The 24,037-nt window shown below is 48.4% G+C and carries 19 protein-coding genes, 1 pseudogene and 1 riboswitch; of the genes and pseudogenes, 12 read left to right on the top strand and 8 right to left on the bottom strand.

Features of this window, described 5'->3' with window-relative positions:
- Window positions 1-92 precede the first annotated feature (92 nt).
- The gene (locus tag DEH07_01405) at window positions 93-932 is read left to right on the top strand and encodes a peptidase S1 (protein HBY03210.1); all 840 of its coding nucleotides are present in this window, start codon (window positions 93-95) and stop codon (window positions 930-932) included.
- Between the two features lie 210 nt (window positions 933-1,142).
- On the opposite strand, the gene DEH07_01400 is transcribed toward DEH07_01405, so the two are convergent.
- The 5 genes from DEH07_01400 to DEH07_01380 form a co-directional block, all read right to left on the bottom strand.
- Window positions 1,143-1,931, bottom strand: a complete 789-nt coding sequence (locus DEH07_01400; protein HBY03209.1) for a hypothetical protein — start codon at window positions 1,929-1,931, stop codon at window positions 1,143-1,145.
- Window positions 1,932-2,421: 490 nt separating this feature from the next.
- Window positions 2,422-3,510: a nitronate monooxygenase gene (locus tag DEH07_01395; protein HBY03208.1), complete on the bottom strand. Its 1,089-nt coding sequence runs from the start codon at window positions 3,508-3,510 to the stop codon at window positions 2,422-2,424.
- 184 nt (window positions 3,511-3,694) lie between these two features.
- Window positions 3,695-4,498: a hypothetical protein gene (locus DEH07_01390; GenBank protein HBY03207.1), complete on the bottom strand. Its 804-nt coding sequence runs from the start codon at window positions 4,496-4,498 to the stop codon at window positions 3,695-3,697.
- A 24-nt stretch (window positions 4,499-4,522) separates the two neighbouring features.
- Complete coding sequence (locus tag DEH07_01385; GenBank protein HBY03206.1) at window positions 4,523-4,981, bottom strand: dUTP diphosphatase; 459 nt, start codon at window positions 4,979-4,981, stop codon at window positions 4,523-4,525.
- A gap of 35 nt (window positions 4,982-5,016) precedes the next feature.
- Window positions 5,017-7,296 (bottom strand): 5-methyltetrahydropteroyltriglutamate--homocysteine S-methyltransferase, encoded by a 2,280-nt coding sequence (locus DEH07_01380; protein ID HBY03205.1) that lies wholly within the window; start codon window positions 7,294-7,296, stop codon window positions 5,017-5,019.
- A 145-nt stretch (window positions 7,297-7,441) separates the two neighbouring features.
- A riboswitch (cobalamin riboswitch) is annotated at window positions 7,442-7,646 on the bottom strand.
- Between the two features lie 259 nt (window positions 7,647-7,905).
- On the opposite strand from DEH07_01380, the gene DEH07_01375 reads away from it, so the two are divergent.
- The gene (locus DEH07_01375; GenBank protein HBY03204.1) at window positions 7,906-9,318 is read left to right on the top strand and encodes an MFS transporter; all 1,413 of its coding nucleotides are present in this window, start codon (window positions 7,906-7,908) and stop codon (window positions 9,316-9,318) included.
- Between the two features lie 37 nt (window positions 9,319-9,355).
- On the opposite strand, the gene DEH07_01370 is transcribed toward DEH07_01375, so the two are convergent.
- Window positions 9,356-10,306 (bottom strand): hypothetical protein, encoded by a 951-nt coding sequence (locus DEH07_01370; protein ID HBY03203.1) that lies wholly within the window; start codon window positions 10,304-10,306, stop codon window positions 9,356-9,358.
- A 52-nt stretch (window positions 10,307-10,358) separates the two neighbouring features.
- A complete protein-coding gene (locus tag DEH07_01365; protein ID HBY03202.1) occupies window positions 10,359-10,586 on the bottom strand; it encodes a hypothetical protein in 228 nt (75 codons plus the stop codon).
- A 332-nt stretch (window positions 10,587-10,918) separates the two neighbouring features.
- Here DEH07_01365 and DEH07_01360 point away from each other — a divergent pair, with 332 nt between their 5' ends.
- Window positions 10,919-12,709, top strand: coding sequence for a pyridine nucleotide-disulfide oxidoreductase (locus tag DEH07_01360; protein HBY03201.1), 1,791 nt, complete (start codon window positions 10,919-10,921; stop codon window positions 12,707-12,709).
- Between the two features lie 98 nt (window positions 12,710-12,807).
- Here the strand turns inward: DEH07_01360 and DEH07_01355 are convergent, their stop codons facing one another.
- On the bottom strand, window positions 12,808-13,602 hold the full coding sequence (locus tag DEH07_01355) for a hypothetical protein (protein ID HBY03200.1): 795 nt from the start codon (window positions 13,600-13,602) through the stop codon (window positions 12,808-12,810).
- A 198-nt stretch (window positions 13,603-13,800) separates the two neighbouring features.
- Between DEH07_01355 and DEH07_01350 the strand changes: the two genes are divergently transcribed.
- From DEH07_01350 to DEH07_01310, 9 genes and pseudogenes are all read left to right on the top strand, one after another.
- Entirely contained in the window at window positions 13,801-14,535 is a 735-nt protein-coding gene (locus DEH07_01350; protein HBY03199.1) for a hypothetical protein, read from the top strand.
- Entirely contained in the window at window positions 14,463-14,621 is a 159-nt protein-coding gene (locus DEH07_01345; protein ID HBY03198.1) for a hypothetical protein, read from the top strand. Before DEH07_01350 ends, DEH07_01345 begins: the two co-directional genes overlap by 73 nt.
- A 34-nt stretch (window positions 14,622-14,655) precedes the next feature.
- Window positions 14,656-15,840: pseudogene (locus tag DEH07_01340) on the top strand (hypothetical protein).
- Between the two features lie 273 nt (window positions 15,841-16,113).
- The gene (locus DEH07_01335; protein HBY03197.1) at window positions 16,114-16,746 is read left to right on the top strand and encodes a spore gernimation protein; all 633 of its coding nucleotides are present in this window, start codon (window positions 16,114-16,116) and stop codon (window positions 16,744-16,746) included.
- Between the two features lie 28 nt (window positions 16,747-16,774).
- On the top strand, window positions 16,775-17,563 hold the full coding sequence (locus DEH07_01330) for a sensor domain-containing diguanylate cyclase (protein ID HBY03196.1): 789 nt from the start codon (window positions 16,775-16,777) through the stop codon (window positions 17,561-17,563).
- Between the two features lie 145 nt (window positions 17,564-17,708).
- Entirely contained in the window at window positions 17,709-18,584 is an 876-nt protein-coding gene (locus DEH07_01325) for a hypothetical protein (GenBank protein ID HBY03195.1), read from the top strand.
- On the top strand, window positions 18,508-19,749 hold the full coding sequence (locus tag DEH07_01320) for a hypothetical protein (protein ID HBY03194.1): 1,242 nt from the start codon (window positions 18,508-18,510) through the stop codon (window positions 19,747-19,749). The genes DEH07_01325 and DEH07_01320 overlap by 77 nt, the downstream gene beginning before the upstream one ends.
- Window positions 19,709-20,941 (top strand): hypothetical protein, encoded by a 1,233-nt coding sequence (locus DEH07_01315; protein ID HBY03193.1) that lies wholly within the window; start codon window positions 19,709-19,711, stop codon window positions 20,939-20,941. The genes DEH07_01320 and DEH07_01315 overlap by 41 nt, the downstream gene beginning before the upstream one ends.
- 71 nt (window positions 20,942-21,012) lie before the next feature.
- Window positions 21,013-23,628, top strand: a complete 2,616-nt coding sequence (locus tag DEH07_01310; protein HBY03192.1) for a hypothetical protein — start codon at window positions 21,013-21,015, stop codon at window positions 23,626-23,628.
- The last annotated feature ends 409 nt before the right edge of the window (window positions 23,629-24,037 follow it).

Raw genomic sequence — 24,037 nt, 5'->3', positions numbered from 1 at the left:
CTTTCTTCAATAATTCTCCATATCTATTTTGAGTTTATTTTGATAAAATTACCTGCAAAGGATGTTTTTATTTTTCAAGGAAGGTGAAAGATATGCCAAATTTTAAAAGAAACCTCTTTTTTATTGCCTTAGCCGCTTTTATTGCGGGAGTCATGTTTATGGGCGGGTGTCTTTTTGCCAACGATCTCCCCCTGTCCGCTCTAAGCAAAGGATCACTGGCTGCTAATTCAGCAGACGCCTCCGGAGCCGGTATCATTGATTCTGAGACAGTCGCTGATATAGTCAGCAGCGCCGGCCCTGCGGTAGTAAAAATCGATACATATACTACCCGCAGTGTTTATGTGGATCCCTTTTTTAATGATCCTTTCTTCAGACAGTTCTTCGGCAGTCCCTATGGTCAGTCGCAGACCAAGGAGGAACACGGTCTTGGTTCCGGTTTTATTATTTCCAGCAATGGTAATATTTTGACCAACGACCATGTCATCAACGGAGCCGACAGGATTACAGTCACCATCCAGGGATATAAAAACCCCCTCCAGGCAACTGTGGTCAGCGAAGATTATAATTTGGACCTTGCTGTCTTAAAGGTACAGGCAAAAAATCTGCCGGCGTTGAAACTGGGTGATTCAAATAAGACCAGGGTTGGAAACTGGGTCATCGCAATCGGAAATCCCTACGGCCTTGATCATACTGTAACAGTTGGTGTGATTAGCGCCAAAGGGCGTCCGATAACCGTAGGAAACCGCAATTACAAGAATCTGCTGCAAACTGACGCATCAATTAACCCGGGAAACAGCGGAGGCCCACTGTTTAACCTGTCCGGCGAAGTAATCGGAATCAATACCGCTGTAGCCCAGGCAGAGGGAATTGGTTTTGCTATTCCTTCAAAAACAGCCAGTGATGTTATTCTAGACTTAATAAGCAAAGGGTAAATGGTTAATTCTTAATAGAACTCATTTCATACTGCAGTAAGAACATGGCCAATTTTAAATGTCCAAAACAGATTGTAATAATAGAGAGTCTTGTAAAAAACTCTACCGGCAAAGTTGACAAAAATCTTCTCCGGGAAATCAGGAAAGAAATGGGATAAGCGAGGGAATTATTTGAGAGGGTTTTTCAATTGAACTGCCAGGATTCCTCCTTTACCACGGCTGCGGTGTATTCTGGTCGACTGTTACAAATGTGTAACCCTTTGATTTGAACAACTGAATAATCTCAGGCAATACTTTGACTACAGCCTCTCTGTTGGTGATATACGTTTCCATGCTGGGAGACGCTGCCGCTTTAACATCAACCTGGCCTCCGTCATGCAGTAGAACAATGGGTGTTAGATGAAGTTCTTCGACTAATATCAGACCGCTGGAAACACTTTGATAGACCTCTTCCGGTTTCAAGGCGCGGGGAGTAGTGTCGGCGCCGGTTATGTTCCAACCAATTGACTGATAACCGCTTTCCTTTAACTTGCTCCGGAAATCATGAGTTAAAAAGCTAACGCCGCCGGGAGGCCGGAAAATTTTTACGGGTTGTCCTACCAAATTTTCCAGCACTGTATTTGCCCGATCCAGATCAGCGATTAGAGCCTCCGGTGATGAATAAATTTTTTGGTAATCATGGGTATAGGTATGGTTAATAACGGCATGACCCTCATTAATCATCCTTTTAATTATGTCCGGATTTCTTTCCGCATTTTTACCGATTACCATAAAGGAAGCCTTTACCTGCTCCTTGTCCAGGATATTTAAAATGGGTTCCGTAAAAAAAGTATTCGGTCCGTCATCAAAAGTTAAATAGACATCCTTGCCAGGGACTTTATAAACGCTGCCGGCGACTGCTACACTATTCAAGGCGCTTTTTGAAAGCACAGATGAATTTTTGGAATCTGTTTGAAGTTCTTTGACGCCACAGCCGAATAATAAAAGCAGGATCGTCATAAAAATAAGGAATAAAGTCAGTTTTTTAATTGTTCTAAGTATGTTAAAACACCAGCTTGCAAAGATTGCCCGCTATTCTCTTTTTTTTCGACTTTTTTCCAATATACACCCTGCTCCTATGTAAAACAACTATTATTCATATTTGCAACTCTTTTTCTTTTTATATAGTCTGGGTTTCAATATTATCTCCCTTAAAAAAAAGCGCCCTTTAAGCGCATTTACATTAAAAAAGGGCGCCTTTCTTATTCAATCGACATTAATTATTAAACCGGTTTATTAACATGATAATCGGGGGTAAAGGGGGTCAGGGGGTAAAGGGGGTCAGGCTTGACTTATTATAAAAATTGACTTATTAAAAAAACAACTTCGCCGGGCTGCAGCAGCGGCGCTTCGCAAAGCGCTCACTCATGAATAAAGGCGTCCTATTTTAGCTATGAAAAAATAGCCCAGTTAACCATTTTTTAGCCGGTGATTACTTCAAGCCAAACAACTAAACATCAGCAACACTGTCATACTCTTCAACTAGAGAATCAAACAGATCCTTAACAGAAACAATTTTCTCCGCTTTATAAGCATTTGTGCCGGCAAAAGCAAATCCGTGTTTCATTTTTCCTTTTTTAGCATTCATCAAAGCAAGGGCTATACAATAAGGGCTGGACTCATGATTGCAGGTGATAATACAATGATATGGACACTTATAAGGTTTCTTGCCGCCTGCATTGACATCTTCGATGAACTCATTGATTATAGCTCTCCCGGGCATTCCGACAGGGCTTTTTATAATTCCGATATCTTCTTTTCTGCAATTGATATAGGTGTTTTTAAATTCTAAAGAAGCGTCACATTCTTCCGTTGTTACAAACCGTGTCGCCATCTGTACGCCCGAAGCTCCGAGCTGAAGGAATCTATATATATCTTCCCCTGTATATATGCCGCCTGCCGCAATTACAGGGACAGGTTTTGACGTCTTTTCTTCAATCATTTTTGCTACACCAATAACTTCAGAAACAAGCTTCTCCAATTTAAAAGCAGGATCATCAATCTGCTCGCTTTTAAATCCCAGGTGGCCGCCTGCCATCGGCCCTTCTACCACAATGGCATCCGGGACATGTTGATATTTTTCTAACCACCTTTTAGCGATCAGGCTCGCTGCTCTTGCGGAAGAAACAATAGGAACAAGCTTTGTAGCAGTTGACTTTTGTAAGAATAAAGGGAGATTCAGCGGAAGACCGGCGCCGGAAAAAATAATATCAATACCTTCCTCTACTGCCGTCTTAACCATGTCACTGAAATTTGATAAAGCTACCATGATGTTTACTCCCAGAATTCCCTTGGTAAGTTCACGTGCTTTTCTGATCTCTTTTCTAATCGCTCTGATGTTGGCCCCAAGATAATTTGTTTTAGAATCCGGTTCAGGTAGACCAATACCCGCAACAGATATAACTCCTATACCGCCTTGTTCGGCTACTGCTGACGCCAGCCCGCTTAGAGAAACACCAATACCCATACCGCCTTGAATAATTGGTAATCCGGCGGATAAGTCACCTATTTTTAAGCCGATCTCTCTCAACGAAACCATTACTGTTCTCCTTATTGATTTTTAGTATCTCACTGATCGGACCGCCGCAACCTGTATGCCGCAGAATCAGGGTCAATATCCAATAAAAAGTTCATAAACAAGAGCCCTGTCTCTAAAAAACCTCTCTTCTTCGACATATTTCTTCCGTCCCAAAGACTACTTTACCTCACACTGAATTGGCAGGTCAATGTTTTTTTAACTCAGTCTTACTCACATGAATCCACTCACCGTTAATCCATTCGTTAGCAATCGCTTTCCCCACTATCGGAAGCGCTTGTTCAATTTGCCCGGTAACCTGTTCCATACCGTCTCTTAGCTCAGGATGCGCGTGGGTGTTCTTGTTTCGCATAGCATATATATGCTTCATCCCTATAAAATCAGCTTTCCAAATAGAGTCGCTTGGGATTGAAAGCATATATGTGCCCCGTATAACATCCCGGTCGTCTGAATAATCCTTTCTGATATAGCCGAAACCGTTAAATTTGTATTCAACACCATTGATCTCTACAGTCTCCGGTATATTTACTTTAGACTTGCTTTCTCGCATGAGGCTTATTACTTCCCCCACACTCATTATCTTTTCGTTGTAAAACTCGCTCTTTTCGCCGCTGGCAAACTCAGCAAGTCTGGATGACGATCTGACGATACGGTTGTTCATTCTCTGCGCATGAGCGTCGAGATCACCCATCCCGGCCTTGTGCAAACCGACAGTCTCGACTGTAAAGTCAATAAACCTCAGAATGGTTTCATGATTTCGCTTATAGCCTAATTGTGCGCCATATTTTGTGATTTTTTTCAGCCAATCGCGGATTTGGGCGGTTTCCTTCGTATCATTATCGGGTAGATGAATGAATCCCGCATTATCGGAATACTTAGCAATTACTTTGCGGACATGATCAGCTTTCTCGTAAGTGTAACTCCTTTTCGACATAAACAGTGAGATGACCGCGTCATCTACTCCTGCAACTTTTACCAGCCTGAATAGCATATTTATTTCTCCTCGTATGATATCCTATCCGGCCCCTGTAGAACCAAATCCCCCTGCTCCACGCGATGTTTCCGGCAGTTTGTTTACCATATTCCATTTGATGTTAAACACAGGAATAAGAGCAACCTGACAAATACGGTCCCCGCGACTGACCGTGAAAACTTTATCTCTCCGGCTGTTATATAATAAAGCGCATACCTCTCCGCGGTAGTTGCAGTCTATAACTCCCGGCGAATTGGGGACCAGGATCCCTTCTGCCGCAAGCCCCGATCTTGCCAGTACGGCAAGCATAAAGCCATCCGGCGCCTGAATTTTAAAGCCAAGCGGTATGATGCAGGTTTCCCCCGGAAGAATATCAACCGGTTCTATAACAGCGGCAAATGCATCCGCAGCTGCATCACCACCGTCTCCGTGTGCGTATTTTGGAAGCGCAACACAATGCTGCAAAGGGATTACGTTAATTTTACTAGAATTGCAGCTCATTTGAAAGCTTTATCCCCTCTCGTGTTCCACTTATTTTACAGGGCTGAACGCACCAAGCGCGCGGCGGCAACCATATTTTCCAAGGATTTTCTTGCTTCAGGCCAGCCGCGTGTTTTTAGCCCACAATCCGGATTTACCCATATTTGCCCGCTGTCCAGAACTGCCAATGCGTTGTGAAGATGGCTGACGATCTCTTCAACCGAAGGCACACGGGGGCTATGAATATCATAAACACCCGGACCGATCTCGTTAGGGTATTGAAATTGAGCAAATACTTTCAGCAGTTCCATGTTGGACCGGGAAGCTTCTATAGATATGACATCCGCGTCTAATGCGGCAATTGAGTCAATAATATCATTGAAATTACTATAGCACATATGCGTGTGAATTTGTGTATCGTCTCGCACACCTGACGAAACCAGTTTAAAGGCATTTACCGCCCACTCAAGATAAGCCGGCCACTGTTTACGCCGCAACGGCAGTCCTTCACGCAGCGCCGGTTCATCTATCTGTATAACCTTGATGCCGGCCGCTTCGAGGTCTGCTACTTCATCACGCAACGCCAGGGCCAGTTGAAACGCGATATTTTGACGCGGTTTGTCGTCACGAACAAATGACCATTGTAGTATGGTAACCGGTCCAGTGAGCATTCCTTTAATAGGTTTATCTGTAAGTGATTGCGCATATTTAATCCAGTTCACTGTCATTGCCGATGAACGATAAATATCACCGAAGATTATCGGCGGCTTGACAAACCGTGTTCCATAGCTTTGCACCCACCCGTTTTGCGTAGACATAAGGCCATTCAACTGCTCTCCAAAGTATTCTACCATGTCGTTACGCTCAGCCTCACCGTGCACCAGGACATCCAAACCAATCTCTTCCTGAAAACGGATTGCATCAAAGATTGTTTTCTTCAGAAAAACACTATATTGTTCATTGGTAATTTCACCTTTCCTCACAGCGGCGCGCATAGTACGGACTTCGGCTGTTTGAGGAAAAGAACCGATGGTAGTAGTAGGTAGCGCCGGCAGTCGCAACGACGTGCGCTGCAATTCACGCCGGGCAGAATACGCGCTCTTTCGGCGCAGCATGGAGTAGTTAATAGATGCAGTGCGTGATTGTACGGCGGGTTGATGAATTCGACGGGACTGTCTGCGGTTTTCTACCCGTCTTTTGCTCTCCAGCAATACTTCCTTTACCGATTCGCGTCCTTCATTGAAAGCCTTTGTCAACACAGATATTTCACCCAGTTTTTGAACTGCAAAAGCCAGCCACCCTTTTGTCTCATCATCCATATTACTCTCTTCTGCCAGATCAACGGGACAGTGAATCAGTGAACATGATGGAGCAACCATAATATTTCTGCCGGATAGAATGCTTTTGGCCCGTTCAAGTACAGCAAGCGTAATATCAAGATCAGTCCGCCAAATATTTCGCCCGTCAATAATCCCCAGGGACAAGCACATAGTCTCCGGCACAAAATGTAATAATTGATCAATCTGCTCAGGCGCCCTTACCAAATCAACGTGCAGAGCCTGCACGGGCAGTTGGCAAACCATAGGCAACGTATCTTCCAGGCTGTTAAAATAAGTAGCCAGGCATATCCGGGCGGATGCCGCCGCACGATGCAGCCGCGTATAAACATCAGGAAATGCAGCCAGTACTTCCTGTGATAGATCAAGGGTTAAAACGGGTTCATCAATCTGTATCCATTCGGCTCCGGCGCCTGCAAGCCGGGAAATAACCAATTCATAAACAGGAAGTATCCTACTTAAAGACTGACCCAATGAAAAATATCCGTCAACACTCTTTCCAAGCAGCAGGAATGACACAGGCCCGAGTATGACGGGGCGCGTTAATATGCCAAGCGCAAGCGCTTCTTTGAACTCGTCGATTGGCTTTGTGGAAGCCAGGCAAAATGTTTGTCCGGCATGAAATTCAGGGACAATATAGTGGTAATTGGTATCGAACCACTTGGTTAACTCCATTGCGGTAACATCATTTGTTCCGCGTGCCATAGCAAAATATGTGGAAAGGCCGACTGTCTTACCTTGCCAGCCATATCTTGGCGGTACTGCGCCGACCATAACGGCTGTATCAAGCACATGGTCATAAAGCGAAAAATCATTGGAAGGAATATGTAATATCCCGTGATCCTGCTGCAATTTCCAGTGTTTCTGCCTTAATCCCGCCGCTGTCCTCTTTAACTCCTGCTCGCTAATAGTTCCAGTCCAGTACTGTTCGATTGCGTGCTTTAGTTCACGCTTGACACCAATACGTGGAAAGCCCAGATTTGCTGAAATCGCCGTCATAATAATCTACACCTCTCTTGTTATTATTGGTTAAACGCAAGAAGGATAAACTAAAACGGGCCCCCGCCAACTTTAGATGTTTAGAAGGAAGCCCGTAATAAGACCGCGCATCACTTGTTATCAACATCTCAGCCTCCGAAGATGCGAAAATTAAAGCTAGTCAGGCAGGTCTTCTGGCTCTCGGTTCAACCTATTCCCGATACCTTCCCGCAAGTTCCTCAGAGTTTACGAACATTGCAGTGGTTCTCACCGGTTTCGTCCCCGATTACAGCGGCGGGCCCGCGACGGATTTACACCGTCTTCCCTCTTAGTCCCGGATCTCTCCGGAAACCTGATTGCATGCATTATTCAATTACATAGGAAAATTTTATACAAAACCGTTCGGCATGTCAAGGTCTTCCGATAGGCACGGCATTATCAACGCTCTCTCCGCTGCTCCACGCCGACAGCGGCACGGCTTGCTTCGGACCGGACTAGCGGTGCTGCGTTAACAAACAGCATGGGTCTATCTCCTCTTTGACTACTTTACAAGCGCTGCCCGGTAATAATCTTGTCTTTGCTCTTCAAACCTGTTATGATTTGTAAAAACGGCGACAGAGGGATATGCTTATGGACAAAACTGAGAATCGCGAATCCGTAAAAAAGTATGCGCTGATCGTCTCTACCCTGGCTTCTTTCTCCACTCCTTTTATAGGCAATGCGGTTAACCTGGCTATACCCTCCATAGGAGAGGAATTCGGCAGCAGCGCTGTTATGCTGAGTTGGATTGTGAGCTGCTACTTGCTAACCTCAGCCGCCCTCCTGCTTCCCTTCGGCAGGCTCGGTGATATCATCGGCAGAAAGAAAGTCTTTATCTTCGGTTTGTCAATTTTCTGTATATCGACTCTCCTTTGTGGAACAGCCTGGTCAACGGAGTCACTGATTGTTTTCAGGGTTTTGCAGGGGATCGGCTCCGCCATGAGCTTCAGCACAAACATTGCTATCCTGACAGCTGTTTACCCTCCAAGTGAAAGGGGCAAGGTTCTCGGCATCAACACTGCCGCCGTTTATACCGGCCTGTCCCTTGGTCCTGTACTTGGCGGTATCTTGAACCGCCGGCTCGGTTGGGAATCAATCTTTTATTTTGTCCTTTTAATAGGAGTTACGGTGCTTTTTCTGGCCGCAACCAAGTTAAAAGGAGAATGGATTGGAGCAAAGGGCGAAAAATATGACAAAACAGGCGCTTTTCTTTACATGGTTGGGATGGTCGCCTTTATTTACGGTTTTTCTTCAATTGGCACATCTTCATCAGCCAAATATATCCTCGCCCTGGGGTTGTTCATCATCATCGGCTTTGCCATTCAAGAACTAAAAACCGAACAGCCGATTTTTAACATCAAGTTTTTCGGCAGCAATATTGCTTTTGCTTTTTCGAACGTCGCTGCTTTAATCAATTATTCCGCTACATTTGCTACAACTTTCCTTATGTCCATTTTCCTGCAGGTTGTTCAAGGATATAATTCGGAAACAGCCGGTTTTATACTGCTCTCCCAGCCGATCATTATGGCAGTGTTATCTCCTTTTGCAGGTTCCCTATCGGATCGGGTGGAGCCGCGGATTGTTTCATCTTTTGGAATGGGCCTTTCTACGCTTGGCCTTGTCTTCTTCGCCTTTTTAAGCAGCACTACCCCCGCATGGCTTTTAGTAATGAATCTGATGCTGCTGGGAACAGGTTTTGCCTTCTTTTCATCCCCCAATACAAGCGCCGTCATGGGTTCTGTACCCAAACAATTTTACGGCGTGGCCTCCTCATCACTTGGCACAATGCGGCTGATCGGCCAGGCGGTCAGTATGGCTATTGCAACCCTGATTATCGACCTGCATATAGGTAACACCCAGTTAAGCCCTGCCCTGGCCGGTTTGCTGACCAAAAGTGTGAAGATTTCGTTCTCAATCTTTGCCATAACATGCTTGTTCGGCATTTTCGCCTCTTTGGCCAGGGGTAATATCAGCATACCGGAAAGCGGGAGCAAGATTTATTAAAGAATAAGGGCGCCTTCAATTTTCCACAAACTTTTATTTAAGCTTTGGCTTTTTCTTTTTTACTGTGATATTTAACCAGACCCTGAGAACATACCCAGATGTCAATTTCCGGAATGTAATCGCGGCAGTCTAGTTTGCTGAATTCGGCTAATTGGTCGGCGATACATTTCCAGTACACTCCTTCGACATCTTTTAAAGTACCTCCCCTGGCCAGGACCTCCCCTGCTCCACCGGTAAGCTTTCTCATAAAGACCGGCGTACGACTTAAGACATTTTCTACATCCGTGATTACGCCGAAATGCGAAAAGTAAAGCTTTTCAGGAGCCAGTTTTCCAATCCTCTCACAGGAAGCAATTCCTTCGTCAAGATCATAGTCATGCGGAGGTGTGGCGTAGAAGTAGAAGTCATGACCAATAATGCTTGAAAGCGGGTAATAGACGGTACCCAGGGCATCACCGCAGAAAAGCCCCTTGGAAAAAGGATCGTCAGCTATAATGTGGTGCCTGGCGTGGCCCGGCGTATGATAAATTTTAATCACCCGCCCGCCACCGAGATCGATCTCTTCCTCGTCCGCAGGCGTATAAAGGAGTTCCTTGCTTACAGACTCCGTCTGCCCGAAAATTTCATAAAAGTCCGGCACGTCGTAAACGGACCTTACTCCCTTTTCCAACCTGGGAGCATCCATCAGAAACTTTGCCCCCTCCGGGTGCACGACCACACGCGCATTGGGCAGTTTCTTTATTAATGTGCCCGCTCCCCCGGCATGGTCCAGGTGAACATGTGAGACAATCACATAGTCAATATCGGAAAGGCGCGCATCGAGTTCCGCAAGCCCTGACAGCAAGTGCTCATGACAGTTGGCCGCTCCTGTTTCAAATATGGCCATTTTGCTACCCCTGATCAGGTAAGACGAAGTCCTTCCCGGTCTTCCCTCACCATAAACATCCATCTGATAAACACTGTTTCCCAAATCAATGACATTGGACAAATAAGAACACCTCTCCCTATTCTTTTGCTGATCAAAAGCCCTGTTGAGATTTTTATCTTCTGTTTCTTTCCAGGTCGTAAATCGCCTTTTCTATATACCATTTTTCGGTACGTCCGGGTTGTTTGTTTTTCAGCTTGATTATCTGCAGGCGCAGGGTTTCGTCAGCCGCGTTCGGCGACATAAAGGTCAAACGCCTGTACTTCTGCTTGAGCTTCTCAATTTCCGCTTTGCGGGAATAAAAAATGGTTAAAACAACTGCTGCGGCGATTGCAATAACCAGGACAAGGGCTATAAGTATGATTTTTAACATACTGCATCCATCATCCCTTTCTTTTCTTTATTTTATAACAATCACCCGCATTTTTTCCAGATTAATTTTTCAGTTAACGGGTATAGTCACTATGTGTATTTCCACTATGCAAGTCAAGAACCGTCCCCACTTACTCTGCCCTCTTGCTCAATAATTCGCCTTTTTTTGATTCTATTTCTTTCAATGTGTTTCCTGCTTTTTTCCCTTTGTAATAATTTGACGAATCAGCGGCAGGAAAACGGCTGCTTTTGTAGAATCTTTTGTAGAATATAGAATAAAAAAATGCGGGGGATGATTTCGGAATGGGTTTGAGGATTGTTATTATCGGCGGTGTGGCGACAGGGCCGAAAGCGGCGGCAAGAGCCCGGCGCCTGGATAAAGACGCTCAAATAACTATTATTGAACAAGGGGGCTTCCTTTCCTACGCCGGACGCGGCATTCCTAATTACAACAGCGGTCTGGTCAGTGAGTATACCAAACTTATATCTACGTCTCTCGGTGTCCTCAGAGACGCTGCTTTTTTCAAGGCAATAAAGAACGTCAAAGTTCTTACTGGAACGCACGCTGATTCAATAGATCGCTCTGCCAAAACTGTGCACACAACCAACCTGTCAACCTGCGCAGTAGAAGTTATCCCTTACGACAAGCTGGTTATTGCAACAGGCAGCAGGCCAGCGCTCCCGCCTATCCCTGGCCTTGATTTAAAAAATGTGCATACCTTAAAGAATATTGAAGACGCTCAGGCTGTAAAAGCGTTTCTTGAAAGCGGAAAGACAAAAAAACTGGCCATTATAGGCGGCGGAATGATCGGCATTCAACTGGCTGAGGCTTATAGCACAACAAGAAGAGATAATATAGAGATTACTATTTTTGAAGTAAAGGATAATATTCTTCCCGGGCTTCTCGACACGGATATGGCTTTTTTGGTAGAAAAACGGCTTCGTGCCGGCGGTGTGAATTTATTTCTCTCCGAAAAAGTGCTGCGGCTGGAGGGAGATGAAGGATTTGTCAAAAAAGTGGTTACACAAAACGGAACCTTTGAAGCCGATCTTATTGTGGTTTCTGCTGGTGTGCGTCCCAATGTCGAACTGGCTGAAAAAGCTGGGCTGGCCTTGGGTCCCAACGGCGCCATTCTGGTAAATGACCGTCTGCAGACAAGCGACCCTGACATATACGCCGGCGGAGACTGCGCAGAAAGCATTAATATTGTTTCCGCTCAGCATGTTTACGCGCCAATGTGGTCTATGGCTAACAGGCAGGGCCGGGTAATCGGTAACAATGTAACCGGCAGAGAAGACAGATTTCTCGGAACTGCGGCAACGTCCATTCTGAAGATGTTTGATTACACTGTTGCGAGAACAGGGCTTACAGAAAAAGAGGCTGTCAAACTGGGCTTTGAGCCGGTCTCCATAATTGTTGCGGAATCTGACCGGGAACTTTATATTAAACAGAGCAATTATATAATTATCAAACTATTGGCCTGCCGGAGGACAAGAAAGGTTCTGGGAGCACAGATTGTCGGACCGGGTGATGCCAATAAAAGGATCGATGTTCTGGCCTGCGCAATTACCCTGGGGGCGACTGTGGATCAGTTAGCTTCATTAGACCTTGCTTACGCGCCTACATTTTCCACCGCCATTGATCCGCTTGCGCACGCCGCAAACTCCCTGCGCAACAAGATGGCGGGGCTGGCTAATTCCATTAGTCCGTTGGAAGTTAAAGAAAAGATCGATCGCAATGACAACTTAATATTTCTTGACGTACGCTCCCCCAGGGAGTTTCAGGATGTTGGCCTGCCATACATGATTTTCCTTGACGTACGCTCCTCCAAGGAGTTTCAGGATGTTGGCCTGCCATACATGAAAACTTTTTTAATTCCGCTCGACCAGCTTCGCGAGCGCACCGGCGAACTTTCCCGGGAGAAAGAGATAATAATATTCTGTAAAAACGGCTTACGCTCATACGAAGCTCAGCTAATTCTTCAAGAGCATGGGTTTCAAAACGCAAAATTTATGGAAGGGGGCCTGTCTGCCTGGCCTTTTGAGTTAGAGCACTCTCATCAGGAATTAAACGGGAAAAAACATAATTCCTAGCACTCCAGGCCCGGCATATGTTCCCACAACAGCTCCAATTTCAGATTCAACAGGGGGTAAATATGATTTAGCTTGCTGCGGCTTTTGCACGAAGTTCTTCAAGACCGGCAGGGTCGGCGCTGTGGATAAAAGAACAGATAACCGGCCTTTGAGCCATTCTCTCCGAAACAAGCTGGACAAGGCGATCGATCGATCTGGTTTTTCCACGGACTTTTTCGTATGGATGAATAATCCCTTCCCTTATAGTGCAGATGGGCCGGATGTTCAGGACAGTCTTCAGGAAGGCTTGCGCTTTGCCTATTCTGCCCCCTCTGACCAGGTATTCCAGCGTTTCCAGGACGATAATTCCAAGACCCATACTGACCGGCCCCGACCGTGAGAATAGTTCTCTCGACCGGGTTCATAACCGCCTGCCGGGCAAAAAACGCTCCTTCTGTTAATGCGCGGGTAATATCCTGCGCCGTAGATGTTTCTTTATCTTTCAGGACACCGGCAAAACCGCTTAAAAACTGTGAGAGGATTACACCAGAATTTCCCCTGGCGCCCGGCAGGCATCCCCTTGCGGCCGCAGCTGCCATAAGGCCGATCTTCTCCGTATCGGCGCTTTCGGCTTCCCGGACCGCGTTCCTCAGACTGTTGAACATATTTGTCCCTGTGTTCCCGTCCGGCACTGGTAAGACATTTAGGGAATCGATTTCCCCTTTCGATTCTCCAAGCAGGTCAACAGCTCCCTGAAGCATTATTTTTAAATCGTTCCCATCAAAAGAGTAGACAGGCAAGCTTAAAAAACCTCCATGAAACTCTCGCCGGGCAATTCCCGATAATTTTAAAAATGCCTTTAATGCGTATAATCCCCTGCTATTAATCTTTATATATTTTTTACATCTTTGCAAGTCTTCTTGATCCCTTTTTTATGCCTGACAGGGCTAATATAGAAACAGAAAAGCAGAAAATGAACTAACAAACATGGGCGGCGCAGAATAAATGAATACGAGGAGGGTAAATATTGACGACTTTATTTTTGGCGGGGTGTTATCCGCGGCGATGCTTGCTTATCTTGTTTACTGTCTGATCAAAGCGGAGGTGTTATGATGTTTCCTGTCAGCGACATTTTTCAGCTGCTGCTGTATGTAATCCTGCTTACCCTGCTGGCCGTTCCGCTCGGTGGTTTCATGTTTAGTGTCTATACAGATAAGCGAACCCTGCCGGACCTAATAATGAGACCTTTGGAACAGCTTCTTTACCGGGTGGCAGGCATTGATCCGAAAAGGGAGATGAACTGGCGCGAATATACAACCGCGCTGGTTCTTTTCAACCTGTTCGGGATAGCTTTTGTTTTTCTCTTTCAGCTTTTACAAAACCATCTGCCCTTGAATCCCCAGCATTTGGGCGCGGTCAATCCCGTCCTCGCCTTAAATACAGCGGTAAGCTTTGCAACCAATACCAACTGGCAGGCATACAGCGGCGAGTCCACGATGAGCTATCTGACGCAAAGGAAAACAATACCAATGGGGCCGGTAGCCTCACAGGAAGCCATCAAGGAACTGGGCACAAACGGCAGCGGCTTTTTCAACGCAAACTCCGCCCATCCTTTTGAAAACCCGACCCCGCTGACCAACTTTCTTGAAATGCTGGCCATTCTTGTCATCCCTGCAGGGCTGACCTTTACCTTCGGACATATCGTCGGCGACATCAGGCAGGGCAGGATTATCTTTGCCGTGATGCTCGCCTTATTTGTAATTTTTCTTAGTCTCTGTTATGTCAGCGAAATATCGGGCAGCCCGCTTGTCAGAAGCCTTGGCGTGAGCGGACCCTATTTAGACTGATTATCGGGGCGCTGACCTTCTTCCCCGCCCTTGCTCTGGGTCCTATAGTAGAACACCTGATGATGTTTGCCGGCAAGTCTTTCTAGGAGGGATTTTTTAATTATGAATAACAACAACTACCCGGATAATAACCAAAGTATAGCGATCGAAGGCGTAGCGTCAGTTGACGAAAGCGCCATAACCGGCGAATCCGCTCCGGTAATCCGCGAATCAGGAGGAGACCGCAGTTCTGTTACAGGCGGAACCAGGGTTCTTTCTAACTGGCTCAAAGTAAAAATCACAGCCATCCCCGGAGAAACTTTCCCGGATAGGATGATCCACCTTGTGGAAGGAGCAAAACGCCAAAAAACTCCCAATGAGATTGCCCTGACTATTCTTATCCCCTTCAGCGCGCAAACCCGCATGAGCTGGGTAAACCTTGCCGGAAATGAGATACGCAAAGGAGTAGCGGACGCCATCGAAAAATATCTGCATAATTTGGGTGAAACGCTACCATCCAAAGTAAGGGAAATTGTCGAGGACATCGCCAAAAAAGGCGGGACACCTCTGGTAGTCATCGAAGGCGCCACCGCGCTTGGAGTAATTTATTTAAAGGATGTCATCAAGGGCGGAATCCGGGAACGGTTTGCCCAATTGCGGCGCATGGGCATCAAAACAATCATGATTACAGGCGATAACCCGATTACCGCCGCTGCCATCGCCGCCGAAGCCGGAGTTGACGACTTCCTGGCGGAAGCGACACCGGAAACAAAACTAAAACTGATCAGGGAATATCAAGAAGAAGGACATCTGGTGGCGATGACCGGCGACGGGACCAACGACGCGCCGGCTCTGGCCCAGGCAGACGTCGGGGTCGCCATGAACAGCGGAACACAGGCTGCCAAGGAGGCCGGAAATATGGTTGACCTCGACAGCAATCCCACAAAGCTGATCGAGGTAGTGGAAACAGGAAAACAGTTGTTGATTACCCGGGGTTCGCTGACCACTTTCAGCATTGCCAACGATGTGGCCAAATATTTTGCCATTATCCCGGCTATATTTATTACCTCCTACCCTGTGCTGGGCGCCTTAAATATCATGAAGCTGGCCGCTCCACAGAGCGCAATCCTCTCGGCGGTAATTTTTAACGCTCTGATCATCATTGCGCTGGTTCCCCTTGCCCTGCGCGGGATAGCCTACAAACCCCTTGGAGCCGAAGTGATCATCCGGCGCAATATGCTCATCTATGGACTGGGCGGCCTGATTGCCCCATTTGCCGGAATAAAACTCATTAACATGCTTCTTGCGCTGCTGGGTTTAAGCTGAGCAGCTTAGGCGAACATGAGCACATAGGCAAGGCAAAACAAGCGGTTCTCTAAAATTGATGGGAAAAGCAGTTTTAATGCCGAAGTTAAAAAGGCGATGTTGATAGTTATTCATATGTAGAAGGCAAGCAAGAACCGTCCCTACTTGCCTATGTAGAAGGCAAGCAAGAACCGTCCCTACTTGCCCTACTTGCCCATCGGACAACTACGCCTAAAAATTGAAAGCGATCCTTCACGTCCCCGTCATATTAAAAAAGAAAAAAAACAGGAAACAATGCAGGTTGCGCTGTACTTTCTTAAAGATACGGGCGTAGAATTGTTTCTGGTTCGCGAGGAACATACCATACCAAGAACAACCCAAGTAGCCAAAGCTGCGCTGGAGGAATTAATCAACGGCCTGCCGGCAACTGAAAACGCTTTCAAAGTGATCCCCAAAGGTACGAAAGTACTCGGTATTTCAATTAACGACGGCCTTGCCACAGTCGATTTTTCGCGCGAAGTACTTGACGCCAATGTGGGCTCTTCTGGTGAAGCTTTTGGTATCCAGAGCATAGTCAATACACTGACCGAATTCCCCACAATAGACAGGGTTGCCTTTGAAGTTGAAGGGAAACTTGACGAAAGAGCAAAAGACTGGTGGGGACATGTAGGTTTATATGAACAACCTTTCAAACGCGACTTATCTAACGTCAGAGAGCCGGTAATCTGGGTAACCTCGCCAAGACCGGGAAATGAGGTTTCCAGTCCCTCAACCGTACGCGGCGCCGCCATGGTTTTTGAGGCTGTTGTTTCCATGCGCATTGTCACCAAAGACGGGCAAAAGATCGCCCAGACCAACACAATGGCTGCCGGTGGAGCGCCATTAAGAGGTGATTTTAGTACCAGTATAAATTTAAATTCTGGATAGCCTTTATGACGGGGTTTATTTTGTTGATTTGAACAGAAAGATTACTTTCTGGAACAAGGCAGCCGAGAGAATTACGGGGTTCACAAAACAGCAGGTGCTTGGAACTCACTGCCATGACAGCCTGCTTAAACATATCAATAAAAACGGGGCTTTGCTTTGCGTGAACACATGTCCGCTTGCGCAGGCAATTACAGAGGGCAAGGAAAAAGAGGCGGAGGTTTTTGTACATCACCGCGAGGGACACCGGATACCGGTTCTTGTTCATGTCTCGCCGGTGAGGAACTCTTTCGGGGTAATTATCGGAGCGGTTGAAAACTTCAGCGATAATTCTTCCCGTTCCAATTTACTTGACCAATTGGAGAAATACCGCAACCTGTCCCTGGTTGATCCGCTTACCGATCTTTTAAACAGAAGGTATCTGGAAGTTCATCTTCAAAATAAACTAATTGAACTGAAAGTATATCAACATTCATTTTTCGGCGTTCTCTTCATTGATATTGACTTCTTTAAAAATATTAACGATTCCTTCGGTCATGACGTTGGCGACAATGTGCTGAAGATGGTCTCAAAAACTTTGAAAAACAGCCTCGGTAATGATGAAGTCGTCTGCCGCTGGGGCGGCGAAGAATTTATTGCGGTTGTTCAATGTGACAGCTTTTACTCCCTCTTTTCAAAGGCGGATCTGCTCCGTTTCCTCGTCAAGCAGTCTTTCGTTCCTGTAAACGGCCAGATGGTTTCAGTTACAATGCTCGTTTATTTCGCATCTGCCTTGCCTTCTAAAGCAGCGCCGCCTGGTCCTGTCCGAAGCGAACCGTGACAACAATAGCCTGAGACGAACATGAACACGTAGGCAGTTGACCTCCCTAAAGCAAATTAATTTTCAGGATAGAATAGAAGGATAATATACAGACACTGGAGAATAATATCATATTCTATCAGATTTTTGGGGGATTTTTCATAATATGACGAAGACTCTTGATGAATTTTTGGACCTGACGCTGCAGGATGACTTCAAAGGCCTCAACAATCTCCACCGCAGTATGGTTAACGCGGTCAGGCGCATGAAAACAGCAGGCGACGAGGGCAACCTGGAAGCCTTGCAGCAGGCGCTGGCCCGCTATGGGGAACTGCTGGACAGGCAGCAGGAAACACTGCAGGTTCTGTTGGAGAAAATGCCGGCATTTAATCTGCAATCTTATCTGCAGGAGGAATTTCACCGGGGCTTTTTGGATGCCCTGGCAGCGGAAAGCTTGGCTGTGGAAGCGGAATACCCTGTTTATGAAATACTTCCGTTTAAAGTCCGTGTGCTGCCGGAGAAAGAAATGCTCACCATCAATGATCGGGTTCATCGCAGCCTGCGGCCCCGTGTTCTGGCCGGATACTTAAAGAAAAGCATCGATCGCTTAAATACGTCTTCCTTCGATGCCCAGCGTTTTCTCCAATCCCTGGCGCTGGCTTACGATACGGAAATGGCCAAACAAATCGTCAAAACAAAAATCGAAGTTAGTGAACAGGAAGTCCTTTTAAAGGACGTCTATAATACTCTTACACCGCTGCCCCGTCAGAAGCGCGACTATCCGGCCCAGTTTTTTGCCTTCGACCTGCACCGTGTGCTGAAAAGCGGTCTGATGAACATACCTGACGGCAGGCGTCTCTGGCTGGGCAACGTACGCAACAACAAACAGGCGCTGATTGTCCTGGACGCCCAGGGGCAGCCCCAGCGTCTCGGCGTGATGAAGTTTTACTTAGGAGGGATAGCCGGTGGAGCCGGCAGCCAGGGAAGAAGCGATGGAAAGTTTGCAGCGGGGCAGCCCGCCGCCGGATCTGCAGGTACTTAAAGCCATCACGGTGGGAGAAGAGGCAGGGATCTGGAATTTCTGGCGGGACTATTACCTGAGCGACTACATAGCCTGCGGCGGCAGTAAAGTGAAGTTTCTCACCGGCAAGCCGGGCTCGGGAAAAACTCACACCCTTCTCCTGATGCTGGAAGAGGCCCGGCGGCTGGGCTATATCACCTTTTTTGCAAATACCCGCCGGTTGCGTCTGAATAAATTTGACTCAATCTACCAGGCTGTTCTGGATGTAGTGGATGTTGAAAATCTGGTTACAGATTATTGCAGCGCCTTGATTGGCCGCCTCGGCTATCAGGCCGGCCAGCTTGCGCCGGAGCAAGACTTTTTCAGCTGGGCGCAGGCGCGGGGCCGGGCGGCGGATAGTTTACGGCGCGAAATTCAAGAAGAACTGGACACTCTTTATCAAAACAGAAAAATAAACCATAACTTTGCCCTGGCTTTTACTCAGCTCTGTGCCCACCACCTGGGCTCGCGCCGGTTGGCGGACGGGCAGAAGGAAATCCTGCAGGAATGGCTCAAGAGCCGCTCCCTGCCGGCCAGGGTTTTAAAACCTCTAAAGATCTTTACACGCATTGACAAGTACAACGCCAGACACATGATGACGTCTTTTCTTTGTTTACTGCGGCTATGCGGCCACCGGGGACTTTTTTTGGCGGTGGACGACCTGAGCGCGCTGATGGAGCGCGGACCGGAAGGGAGGGCGCTCTATGGCAGGTCAGCCCGCAATGAGGTTTACGAGAGCCTGCGGCAGTTGGTGGACGACTTTGCCGGATTCGAGGGGGCATTTTTTGTCTTTGCCGGGCGGACGGAACTAATCCACAATGAAAGGGAAGGCTTTAAATCGTACGAAGCGCTATGGATGCGGATCCAGAACGAAGTCTCGGGGGCGCGGCTGAACAGATTTGCCGACCTTGTCAACCAGGATCTTATAGTTAAGGATTTTTTTACTGTCGACACCTGCCTGGAACTTCAGCAAAGAATGAATGCAGTCTTAAGCCTCAACTCAAACTTGCAGCAGGAGGATTTTCACTGCCTGGTGGAAAACGTCAGCATGTTCTCGCCTGTGCGGCGGGTTGTGGAGGCAATAATCAGCCAATCTGAAGCGGGAGATGAACGGAATGGAAAAGTTTTCAGCCAGGCAGGTTATTGAATGCCTGCGTTCAGGAGTTTCCTCCCGCAGCTTAAGCGTAATTTTTTCTTACGGGCGGGAGGCAGCGTGTGAGCGTGTAGAACGCGAGCTGGAGCGGGTGCGCTCCGGCGGCGGTGTTCTTCCCCTGGTAATAAAGGGTAACTTCGGCAACGGTAAAACGCACTTCCTGAACATTATCGCACACAAGGCGGAAAAGATGAACTTTGCCGTCAGCTTCATGTCGCTTTCCAAGGAAGCTCCTTTTGATAAACTGGACCGTCTGTATCGCATGGCGGCAGCCGGCCTTTATCTGCCGGGCTGCTCCCAGCCTGGTTTCACATCCTTGCTGGAAACACTGCAGACGAACAGCGATCAGGCGGATGAGATGCTTAACTATGCTGCCCGCAACCTGCACCCGAAACTTGAGGCCGTGCTGAAAAACTACCTGAACGGCAGCAGCGACGCCTACAACCAACATATTCTGGCCAGCGACTTATCGGGCGACTTTGTCCCCAACACACAACTGAAATCCATCTATCGCCTGAATTTCGGAAAGACGCTTTCTTTGACGCCTTTCAAGGTGAAAGAAAACTCCTTCGATTACTTTCGTTTTCTCTCCCGTCTGATCCGGGCCGCCGGTTACGCCGGGTGGGTGATTCTTTTTGATGAGTTTGAACAGTTGATGTATCTGGGTATCACGGCCAGGGCCAACGCTTATCTGAACGCTGCCCGTTTTATGGCGCCGTCTTTCGGCATGACGGCTACTTATACAGCGTTTTCGGCTTCATCCAATCTCTGGTCGGAACTAATCTGGAAGCAAAAAAACAGCGATTATGACAACGTGCCGCAAAAACTGGCGGCTAAAGACAGGCAGTATGACATCCCCACAGTGCGGGAGGTCTTCAGCAGTTTTTTAAAAGAAAACCTCTTTCTGGATACCCTCTCCGCCTTCGATGTCCGCCGTATGCTCCAGGCCGTCCGCGACCAGCACGCCCTGGCTTATGACTGGCAGGCGCCGGAAGACATCGGTCCGGCTACGGCGGGTATTCCAGCCGACAGGCCACTGCGCACGGTCATCCGCGCCCTGGTGGAGTGGCTGGACCTCCAGTACCTATACGGCGCCTGGACGGAAGTTGAGACGGTCATGCCGGAAGAACTCCTGCCGGGCGATTTTCCGGACAACGAAACGGAAAATGAAGATCTAACGGTTTGAAGATCATAAGCATGGACATTTTACGAGCTTGAAGCCGGTATTCATACGGACGAAATTTATATTATTTAAATATGGAAGATCTAAAAAACGAAGCGCCTTTTTGTATAACGTCTGAGTTGATCAATGCCTTTAATGGGGCGCTGGCCGAAGAAATAGAATACCTGCGCAATGAGGGAGGCCGCCCCTTGGTGGTCCTGGACGGAGTTCTGGTCTGCCGGGACCAGCAGGGGTTTCTTTATGCCTTCGACCTGGAGGTGGATGCCTTTCTTCCGGACGGGACGCCGCTACGCCTGCGCTGCGGCTCCCGTGAAACCGGGGGAGAAGTGGTAACCGTGCGCGGCTCGGAGTTGACTCTGGCGCTCCATGAAGACATGGGTGAACTTATAGAGCGGGCTGAAGTATTTTGTGAACCATGGTTTTTATTGACTGCCCTGCAGGAGCGGCTGAGCGAAGCACCGGAGAAAAATTTGCAAATGGCTCTGGCCGTTCTGGAGAAAATACCGGAACGGCGGCGGCGTTATGTTTCGCCATCCAACGCCGCCGGCGCCCAGGAAGAAGCATTGCGCTTGGCCGGGGAAAGGAAAATCACCTTTATTTGGGGACCGCCAGGCACCGGCAAGACCGAAACCCTGGCCCGGATTGCAAAGCTCTTTTATGAACAGGGCGGCCGGGTACTGATCCTGTCTCATGCCAATGTAGCTGTGGACGGCGCTGTGCTCAGGGCTGCAGCCCGGATCGGAGCTCCTTTTTCTTCAGGCGTGGTGACCCGTTACGGCTGGGCCAGACTGCCTCAGCTGCGGCAAAGCGGCCTGCTGGCCTCCAGCCTGGCCGCCGCCGGCTTTCCGGAGATATGGAAGTCGCTCAGAGAGCTTGAGAACGAGCGCGGCGAACTGCTTGCCGGACTGCGCGCCGGCGGAGTCCGGAGAGAACGCCTGACTGAAGTGGAACGCACTTTGCGTACCCTCAGAGAGAACCTGAAAGAAGCAGCGGCGCGAGTATGCCGGGAAGCGCGGGTAGTCGGCTGCACACTGTCCACTGCGGCCGTCGATCCGGTGATTTATAAGGACCGCTACGACTTCGTGCTGCTGGACGAGGCCAGCATGGCCTATATCCCCCAGGTGTTTTTCGCCGCCTCCCTGGCAGGCAGTAAACTGGTTGTAAGCGGCGATTTCCGCCAGTTGGCTCCCATAGCGTTAGCCGGGACTCCGGGAGTGGAACAATGGCTGAAGCGCGACATCTTTGAGGAAGCCGGAATCACGGCCTCTTTTGAAAAAGGACAGGCGTCGGATATTGCCGTGCTGCGCCTGCAGCGGCGGATGCATCCGGCCATTGCCGGATTTGCGAATGACTTTGTCTATGGGGGGCTGCTCTACAATGCTCCCGAAACGTCCGAACGCGCTGCGCTGGCTGCTGCCGGACCGTGCCCCGGATCAGCGCTGACGCTGGTGGATCTTAGTGATCTGCCTGCTTTTTGCTACCAGCATGGTTCTTCCCGCTTAAATCCCTTATCCGCTTTCCTGGCTTTAATACTGGCCGCGCAAATCAGGCAGGGCGGCCTTACGGTGGGCCTGCTTACGCCATATGCAGCCCAGGCCAGGCTACTTAACGCATTGACGGCAGGACTTCTAAGCAGCGACAGTGTCCGCAGCGAGGCTTCCGGCCTTGTGGCCGCCACCGTCCACCGTTTTCAGGGAGCGGAGCAGGACGCGGTGGTGCTTGATCTTGTGGACTCTTTTTCCCAACGTGGTCCCGGCGGACTCCTTTCCCGCCGGGAAGGAAGCGCAGGGCTGCGGCTGATTAACGTTGCCGTTACCAGGGCGCGTGGCAAGCTTTTCGTCCTCGCCTGCCGCGATTTTCTGGAAAGCAGGCTGCCGGGCGACTCTGCCGTGTGCGGGCTTTTCCGCTTCATCCGGGAAAACGGCCGGGTGATTGGAGGCAGGGAACTACTGGCCGCCCTGCCCGGTTGCGTTACGGGCAATAAAATAGAAATGAAATGGCACGCCGAACGACGGACGGCCCTGGAAGCCTGGGAAGCGGATATCCGCCTGGCCTCGTCCGTTCAAATCGACTGGCCCGCCCCAGCCGGCCCGCCGGAAAGACAGGTAGTGAAAGCTCTGCGGCAGGCACAGGAGCGCGGCGCCCGCCTTTCCCTGCGCGTCGGCAGACCGCTGGTCTGGCCGCCCGAACTGCAGCCTTACACCGTAAGATATACTGCCGTCAGGACGCCGATGACTGCGGTGAATCGGGACATCTTCTGGTATGGAAACCCCTGGCCGGAAGACGGCAGGGTAGATCACTTCAGTATACGGATGACGGGAGAGAAGGCCTGCCGTACGCTGCTTTATCTTCTGGAGATGGACCTGCGCGGCGGGTTTGGCGGGAAACGTTACGCAGGGCTAAAGGCATACATTGAAAACCAGCTTACCTGCTCCCGCTGCGGAGCCCCGTTGACTATACGCGCGGGAACCGGCGGAGGTTATTTCCTGGGTTGCACCGCCTACCCGCGCTGCGATTCTCCGGCTGCCAGGCTCACTTTGGAAATTATAGAAGGCTACCTGGCTGCAGACGGACTGACCTGCCCGGCCAACCATCTCTTAAAGGTTGTCCCGTCAAAACACGGTCCTCTGGCAGTCTGTTCCCACAGCCCTGCCTGCCGCTGCATTTACCAGGTACGTGACCTCCTTTAAGGATGGCAGAAGAGAATGTTGACCATTCGTCGCGCATTCTCTTCTGAACCCGGCATCGCTTCTACCCTGATGACCATATAAGCCGCTTGTTGACGATAGCTCCTTTACTGACGCACCTTATAATGATATAAATTGTTCTAAAGAAAAGTATATCTTTTTTTGTCCTTAATTCAAAATATAATGATATTACACCAAATAATTCCGTTGATTATTAAACGAAACTTAATAAAATTATAAATAAAACCCGAAATCTGCGTAAGCCTTTAGAAAACAGGCTTAACCCATTGATATATAAGGAACACGAGGAATTAAACTTCTCACCCAAAAGGTGAAGCAAATATATACAAAAAGTGCCCTCAAAGTGGTATAATTAGTGGTGTTGAGCCTACTAAAAACCCAAAGAAAAGGA

The organism is Desulfotomaculum sp. (assembly GCA_003513005.1).
Classification (GTDB): Bacteria; Bacillota; Desulfotomaculia; order Desulfotomaculales; family Nap2-2B; genus 46-80.
The sequence above is the reverse complement of the archived record's forward strand: the minus strand, read 5'-3'. Positions and strand labels throughout refer to the sequence as shown.

Excerpts from the sequence above, each read along its gene's own strand:
- DEH07_01405 (HBY03210.1), top strand. The coding sequence starts at position 93 with ATGCCAAATTTTAAAAGAAACCTCTTTTTTATTGCCTTAGCCGCTTTT.
- DEH07_01400 (HBY03209.1), bottom strand. The coding sequence starts at position 1,931 with ATGACGATCCTGCTTTTATTATTCGGCTGTGGCGTCAAAGAACTTCAA.
- DEH07_01395 (HBY03208.1), bottom strand. The coding sequence starts at position 3,510 with ATGGTTTCGTTGAGAGAGATCGGCTTAAAAATAGGTGACTTATCCGCC.
- DEH07_01390 (HBY03207.1), bottom strand. The coding sequence starts at position 4,498 with ATGCTATTCAGGCTGGTAAAAGTTGCAGGAGTAGATGACGCGGTCATC.
- DEH07_01385 (HBY03206.1), bottom strand. The coding sequence starts at position 4,981 with ATGAGCTGCAATTCTAGTAAAATTAACGTAATCCCTTTGCAGCATTGT.
- DEH07_01380 (HBY03205.1), bottom strand. The coding sequence starts at position 7,296 with ATGACGGCGATTTCAGCAAATCTGGGCTTTCCACGTATTGGTGTCAAG.
- DEH07_01375 (HBY03204.1), top strand. The coding sequence starts at position 7,906 with ATGGACAAAACTGAGAATCGCGAATCCGTAAAAAAGTATGCGCTGATC.
- DEH07_01360 (HBY03201.1), top strand. The coding sequence starts at position 10,919 with ATGGGTTTGAGGATTGTTATTATCGGCGGTGTGGCGACAGGGCCGAAA.
- DEH07_01350 (HBY03199.1), top strand. The coding sequence starts at position 13,801 with ATGTTTCCTGTCAGCGACATTTTTCAGCTGCTGCTGTATGTAATCCTG.
- DEH07_01335 (HBY03197.1), top strand. The coding sequence starts at position 16,114 with ATGCAGGTTGCGCTGTACTTTCTTAAAGATACGGGCGTAGAATTGTTT.
- DEH07_01325 (HBY03195.1), top strand. The coding sequence starts at position 17,709 with ATGACGAAGACTCTTGATGAATTTTTGGACCTGACGCTGCAGGATGAC.
- DEH07_01315 (HBY03193.1), top strand. The coding sequence starts at position 19,709 with ATGAACGGAATGGAAAAGTTTTCAGCCAGGCAGGTTATTGAATGCCTG.
- DEH07_01310 (HBY03192.1), top strand. The coding sequence starts at position 21,013 with ATGGAAGATCTAAAAAACGAAGCGCCTTTTTGTATAACGTCTGAGTTG.